The 6042-nt window shown below is 66.1% G+C and carries 7 protein-coding genes; 5 read left to right on the top strand and 2 right to left on the bottom strand.

Features of this window, described 5'->3' with window-relative positions; genetic code table 11:
* Positions 1–23: 23 nt before the first annotated feature.
* Positions 24–1097, bottom strand: a complete 1074-nt coding sequence (ychF, locus tag A5634_RS01500) for a redox-regulated ATPase YchF (protein WP_065142325.1) — start codon at positions 1095–1097, stop codon at positions 24–26.
* An 84-nt stretch (positions 1098–1181) separates the two neighbouring features.
* On the opposite strand from ychF, the gene A5634_RS01505 reads away from it, so the two are divergent.
* Positions 1182–2411 carry a DUF6542 domain-containing protein gene (locus A5634_RS01505; protein WP_216638699.1) on the top strand — a complete coding sequence of 410 codons (1230 nt, stop codon included), beginning with the start codon at positions 1182–1184 and terminating at the stop codon, positions 2409–2411.
* A gap of 8 nt (positions 2412–2419) precedes the next feature.
* Here the strand turns inward: A5634_RS01505 and A5634_RS01510 are convergent, their stop codons facing one another.
* On the bottom strand, positions 2420–3433 hold the full coding sequence (locus A5634_RS01510; protein ID WP_065142327.1) for a 4-hydroxy-3-methylbut-2-enyl diphosphate reductase: 1014 nt from the start codon (positions 3431–3433) through the stop codon (positions 2420–2422).
* A 133-nt stretch (positions 3434–3566) separates the two neighbouring features.
* Between A5634_RS01510 and A5634_RS01515 the strand changes: the two genes are divergently transcribed.
* The 4 genes from A5634_RS01515 to A5634_RS01530 all read left to right on the top strand — a co-directional run.
* Positions 3567–4208: a lipid droplet-associated protein gene (locus tag A5634_RS01515; RefSeq protein ID WP_065142328.1), complete on the top strand. Its 642-nt coding sequence runs from the start codon at positions 3567–3569 to the stop codon at positions 4206–4208.
* Positions 4205–5482 (top strand): exodeoxyribonuclease VII large subunit, encoded by a 1278-nt coding sequence (xseA, locus tag A5634_RS01520; protein ID WP_065142329.1) that lies wholly within the window; start codon positions 4205–4207, stop codon positions 5480–5482. The genes A5634_RS01515 and xseA overlap by 4 nt, the downstream gene beginning before the upstream one ends.
* Positions 5472–5720, top strand: coding sequence for an exodeoxyribonuclease VII small subunit (locus A5634_RS01525; protein ID WP_065142330.1), 249 nt, complete (start codon positions 5472–5474; stop codon positions 5718–5720). Before xseA ends, A5634_RS01525 begins: the two co-directional genes overlap by 11 nt.
* Before the next feature lie 54 nt (positions 5721–5774).
* Positions 5775–6042, top strand: a 268-nt coding sequence (locus A5634_RS01530; protein ID WP_155769296.1) for an NAD-dependent epimerase/dehydratase family protein, incomplete at its 3' end; no start/stop codon positions are given.

Consider the following 6042-nt stretch of genomic DNA (forward strand, 5'->3'; position numbering starts at 1 on the left):
AGCACCCACGCATTGAACCGGAATCAGACGTTGAACCGGAACTCCACGACGTCCCCGTCGGCCATCACGTAGTCCTTGCCCTCCATCCGGACTTTTCCGGCCGCCTTCGCCGCGGCCATCGAACCAGCGGCGATCAAGTCGTCGTAGGACACGATCTCGGCCTTGATGAAGCCCTTCTCGAAGTCGGTGTGAATCACCCCGGCCGCCTTCGGTGCGGTGTCACCTTGGTGAATGGTCCACGCCCGTGCCTCTTTTGGCCCTGCCGTCAGGTACGTCTGCAGCTTGAGTGTGTGAAAACCCGCCCGCGCCAACGCATCCAGGCCGCGCTCGGTCTGCCCGATCGACTCCAGCAGTTCGGCCGCAGATTCGTCGTCGAGTTCGTTGAGTTCGGCTTCGATTGCGGCATCAAGGAATACGGCGTCAGCCGGCGCCACCAACTGGCGCAGTTCGGCGATCCGCGCGTCATCGGTCAACACCGACTCATCGGCATTGAAGACATATAAGAACGGCTTGGTGGTCAGCAGGTTCAGCTCGTGCAGCAAACCAACATCGACCTGCGCGGCGAACAGCGTCTTCCCGCTGTCCAGGATCTGCTGTGCGGCCAGAGCGGCTTCGTGCGCGGGTTTGCGTTCCTTGTTGGTGCGCGCTTCCTTTTCGAGTCTGGGCAGTGCCCGCTCCAGCGTCTGCAGGTCCGCGAGGATCAGCTCGGTTTCGACGATCTCGATATCGGATCTCGGATCCACCTCGCCGGACACGTGCGTCACATCGTCGTCGGCGAACACCCGCACCACCTGACAGATGGCGTCGCACTCGCGAATGTGAGCCAGGAACTTGTTGCCCAATCCGGCGCCCTCGGAAGCACCTTTGACCAGGCCGGCGATGTCGGTGAAGGTAACCGGCGCGGCGACTACGCGGGCCGAGCCGAACAGTTCGGCCAGCTTGTCCAGCCGCGGGTCGGGCAGGGACACCACGCCCTCGTTCGGCTCGATCGTCGCGAACGGATAGTTGGCCGCCAACACGTTATTCCGGGTCAGGGCGTTGAACAGGGTCGACTTGCCGACATTGGGCAAACCGACAATTCCCAGGCTTAGGCTCACGAGTAAGAAAGTTTAGGGGGCACGCCAGCGGCGACTGTCCAGCTATATACGGGCCTTTGGCTTCTCAGCCGGTACGGTCAACATGTGTCAGCGCAGCGGGAGAGAACAGCGGTGGAGCCAAGCCACCGCTCGATCGTCCCCAACATCGCAGGTGTGCCGTGGTGGGCGGCGGTACTTGTCGCCGTCGGACTGACGGCCGTGGGGTATGCGTTCGACGCCGGCCACAAGGAGTTGACGCACACCTTCGCCGGCTTCTACATCGCCGGCTGCGTGGCGGCCATCCTGGCGGTCCGGCAGGCGGCGGTCTTCACGGCGGTCATTCAGCCGCCGCTGATTCTGTTCTGCACGGTGCCGGGCGCCTACTGGCTCTTTCACGGCGGCAAGGTCGACAAGTTCAAGGATCTGCTGATCAACTGCGGCTATCCGCTGATCGAGCGATTCCCGCTGATGTTGGGCACTGCGGGTCTGGTGCTGTTCATCGGCCTGATCCGCTGGTATTTCGGCAAGAACAGCCGGACGGCTGCCACCGCGGACAAAGCGATGGACAGCACGGCGGCCAAAGAGGACGCCACCGCACGCCCCTCGTTCATCAGTGGTCTCGTGGCGAAAGTGTCCTCGTTGCTGGCCGGTGACACCGCCGACGACGATTCTGACGCCGCTGCCGACGCACCGCCTGCGCACGCGAAGCGTCGGGCAGCCAGTTCGAGTCGTGCCGGCCGAACCGCGAGCCGCTCAGCACAGCGCCCAGCGCGCTCCCGTTCCCGGCACGCCCGACCGGACGACTCACTGGAATCCGACGGCGACCGTCCGCGCCGCGCCGCGCGCCGAAGCACGGTGCCCCGCGAATACGCCGACTATGACCCCGCCGACCCGCCGCCGCGGCCACGCCGGCGTCGTCCACCGGGTGACGACGAGCTGGGCGCGCCACCACCACGCGAGATGCGCCGTGAGCCCCACCCCCGACGCAACCCCTACGAGCGGTCCTACGAGCGGCCCGAACGGCGCAGCAGTCGCTTCGACCCGTACGAAAGCTACGACCGTCCCGAGCCGTCCGAGCGTGGCGAACGCCGCAGCCGGCACGAGCGTCGCGGAGGCGGCTACGAGCCGTACCCGCCCTACGAGCCGCGGAGTCGGCGCGCCGCGCCGTCGGGTTCGACTTCCAATCCCACCCACCACCCGATTTCCCAGGTGCGCTACCGCGGGCAGCCGCCGTATAGCGAGCCTCGCGACGAACCGCGCTCGGATCGCCGCAGCCGGTCCCCGCGCAGCTCGTCGCGGCGGCCCCAGACCGAAACCTGGGAGTACGACTCCTAGCCGCCGGTTCAGCCCCTGCGGGCTGGGCGGATTTCCCGAGGCAGGGCAAACACCAGCGTCTCGTTGGCCGTCGTCACCGGTTGCACCATGTCGTAGCCGTACTGCGCGAGCCGCTCCAGCACCCCTCGTACCAGCACCTCTGGGACCGACGCCCCGGACGTGACGCCCACGGTGGTGACCCCATCCAGCCACCCGGGGTCGATGTCGTCGGCCCAGTCCACCAAGTGCGCCGCGCGTGAACCGGCGCCGAGCGCCACCTCGACCAGCCGCACCGAGTTCGATGAATTCCGCGAACCGACGACGATCACCAGCTCGCATTCCGGGGCCATCGCCTTGACCGCTACCTGTCGGTTCTGGGTGGCGTAACAGATGTCGTCGCTGGGAGGGTCCTGCAGTTTCGGGAAACGTTGGCGCAGCCGTTCCACGATCTCCATGGTCTCGTCGACGGACAGCGTGGTCTGCGAAAGCCAGATCACCTTGTCCTCGTCGCGGACCTTGACGTGATCGACGGCATCGACACCATCGACCAGCTGCACGTGGTCCGGGGCCTCTCCGGCCGTGCCGATGACTTCCTCATGACCCTCGTGGCCGATCAGCAAGATGTCGTAGTCGGCGCGGGCGAACCGCTTGGCCTCGTTGTGCACCTTGGTGACGAGCGGGCAGGTGGCGTCGATGGTCTGCAGGTTGCGTTCGGCGGCGGCCGCATACACCGTCGGTGCGACGCCGTGCGCGGAGAAGACGACGATGGCCCCCTCCGGAACCTGGTCGGTTTCCTGCACGAACACCGCGCCCGCCGCGGCCAGAGTGTCGACCACGTGCCGGTTGTGCACGATCTCGTGACGCACGTAGACGGGCGCACCGTGCTTTTCCAGCGCGCGTTCCACCGTTTCGACAGCCCGGTCCACGCCGGCGCAGTAGCCGCGTGGCTCGGCCAGCAAGACCCGCTTGCGGTCCGGGACTGCGCTTTCGGCGGCGACCGATATCGAAGCGCCGGGAATCCCCATATCGATAGTCGGAGCCATGCCGTTCAGGGTACGTTCCGCCGCCACACCTATGCCATTTCGTATGCCATTTCGCGCGCCATTTCCCGACCTGTTCCCCGCCGCCTGCGCTGCCAGCTTGGAGTTAGCCGCTGCTTCAGGCAGTCTTGGACCCATGGCTACTGCACCGTATGGGGTTCGGCTGTTGGTCGGTGCGGCGACAGTCGCCGTCGAGGAGACATTCAAGCTGCCACGAACCATCCTGATGTACCCGATGACCCTGGCCAGCCAGGCCGCGCAGCTGGTAATGCGCTTTCAGCAGAATCTGGCTGAGCTGGTCGTAAAGGGTGACACCACGCTGGAGTCGATCTTCCCGGCCAAGGACGAGCAACCCGAGTGGGCGACGTTCGACGAGGATCTGGAGGTCATCGACGGCGGGGCGAGCGGGTTCTCCAACATCCCCGTCGACGGTGTCGATGCCGAGCGTCGGGCTGAGGGACGCTTCGCGCTGTACTCGGTGTCCGACACCGCGGAGTCGGCCGAACCGGATGCACCCACCAAGCCCGCCCCAGCCCGGCAAGCCAAGGCTGGGGCCAAGGCGGACGCCAAGTCCGGGGGGAACGCCAAGGTGCCGGAGCCGGCCGTGGCAACCGAACTCGACTACCCGCAGCTAACCCTGGCCCAACTGCGGGCGCGGTTGCAGTCGCTGGACGTCGCCGAACTCGAAGCCCTGCTGGCCTACGAGCAGGCCACCAAGGCCCGCGCGCCCTTCCAGACACTGCTCGCCAACAGAATTACCCGCGCCTCCGCGAAGTGAGCCGCGCCTCGCAGCGAGAACCCGCCGCGAATTCGCCCGAGAATCCGTTCCCAGTTCGCGCGGTCGCCATTCGGGTCGCCGGCTGGATCGACAAGCTGGGCACCGTCTGGGTTGAAGGTCAACTGGCCCAGATGAATCTTCGGTCGAACTCCAACACGGTGTTCATGGTGTTGCGCGACCCGGCCGCCGATATGTCGTTGAGCGTCACCTGCTCGCGCGACCTGGTCCTCAACGCTCCGGTCAAGCTCACCGAAGGCACGCAGGTGGTGGTGTGCGGCAAGCCCTCCTTCTACACCGGGCGCGGCACGTTCTCGTTGCGGCTCAGCGAGATTCGCGCCGTCGGGGTCGGCGAGCTCCTGGCCCGCATCGAACGGCTCCGCCAACTTCTGGCCGCCGAGGGACTCTTCGATCCGCGGCTGAAGCGACCAATCCCGTTCCTGCCCAACACGATTGGCTTGATCACCGGCCGGGCCAGCGCCGCCGAACGTGACGTGACCACGGTAGCGGCCGCCCGCTGGCCCGCGGCGCGATTCGCGGTGCGCAACACCGCCGTTCAAGGAGTCAATGCGGTCGCCCAGATCGTGGAGGCATTGCGCGAACTCGACCAGGCTCCAGACGTCGAGGTGATCGTGATTGCCCGCGGCGGCGGCAGTGTCGAGGACCTGCTGCCGTTTTCCGACGAAACGCTGTGTCGCGCAATCTCGGCCTGCCGCACACCGGTGATCAGCGCCGTCGGACACGAGCCCGACAACCCGTTGTGTGATCTGGTAGCCGACGTGCGCGCCGCGACCCCGACCGACGCCGCCAAGAAAGTCGTCCCCGACACCGCCGCCGAACAGCGGCTGCTGGACGAGTTGCGCCGCCGCAACGCCCAAGCGCTGCGCAACTGGGTCTCGCGCGAGCAGCGCGCGCTTGCTCAGCTGCGTAGCCGTCCGGTGTTGGCCGAGCCGCTGCGGATGGTGACCACGCGCGCCGAGGAGGTGCACCGCGCCCAGGCTGCGCTGCGCCGCGACGTGAACCGGATGCTCAGCGTCGAGACCGAGCGCGTGGGGCACCTGGCCGCGCGGCTTGCCACGCTGGGGCCGGCCGCCACATTGGCCCGCGGGTATGCCGTTGTACAAGTCGAAGTACAAGTCGAAGTCCAGGCGGCGAATGGGCCAACAACGCAAGTCTTACGCTCGATCGACGACGCACCTGCCGGCACCAGACTGCGGGTGCGGGTCGCCGACGGCGCGATCGCAGCGGTTAGTGAAGGACGCACAAATGGTTCCTGAAGACAGCGGAGACGAAGCGGGCTCCATTACTCCTATTAGTCAGCTCGGCTACGAAAATTGCCGAGATGAGCTAATCGAAGTCGTGCGGCTTTTGGAGCAAGGCGGCCTGGATCTCGATGCGTCGCTGAAGCTGTGGGAAAGAGGCGAGCAACTAGCCAAACGGTGCGAGGAGCACTTAGCTGGTGCCCGCCAACGGATCACGGATGCACTGGCCGCGGGCGACGCCGAACACGACTGATTCCCGACAAACTCAAGCATTGGTTGTTGTTCCAAACTGGAACACGTTTCAGTTATGCTCCCCCGCATGGGTGATGCATCACTGACGACCGAACTCGGCAGCGTCCTGGTTACCGGCGGCTCCGGCTTTGTCGGTGCCAACCTGGTGAAGACATTGTTGGAGCGCGGCCACCAGGTCCGTTCGTTCGACCGTGCGCCGTCGCCGCTACCCCAGCACCCGAAATTGGAGGTGCTGCAGGGCGACATCACCGACAAAGCCGTCTGCGAGGCGGCGGTGGCCGGCATCGACACGATCATCCACACGGCCGCGATCATCGAGTTGA

The organism is Mycobacterium asiaticum (assembly GCF_001673365.1).
Classification (GTDB): domain Bacteria; phylum Actinomycetota; class Actinomycetes; order Mycobacteriales; family Mycobacteriaceae; genus Mycobacterium; species Mycobacterium asiaticum_A.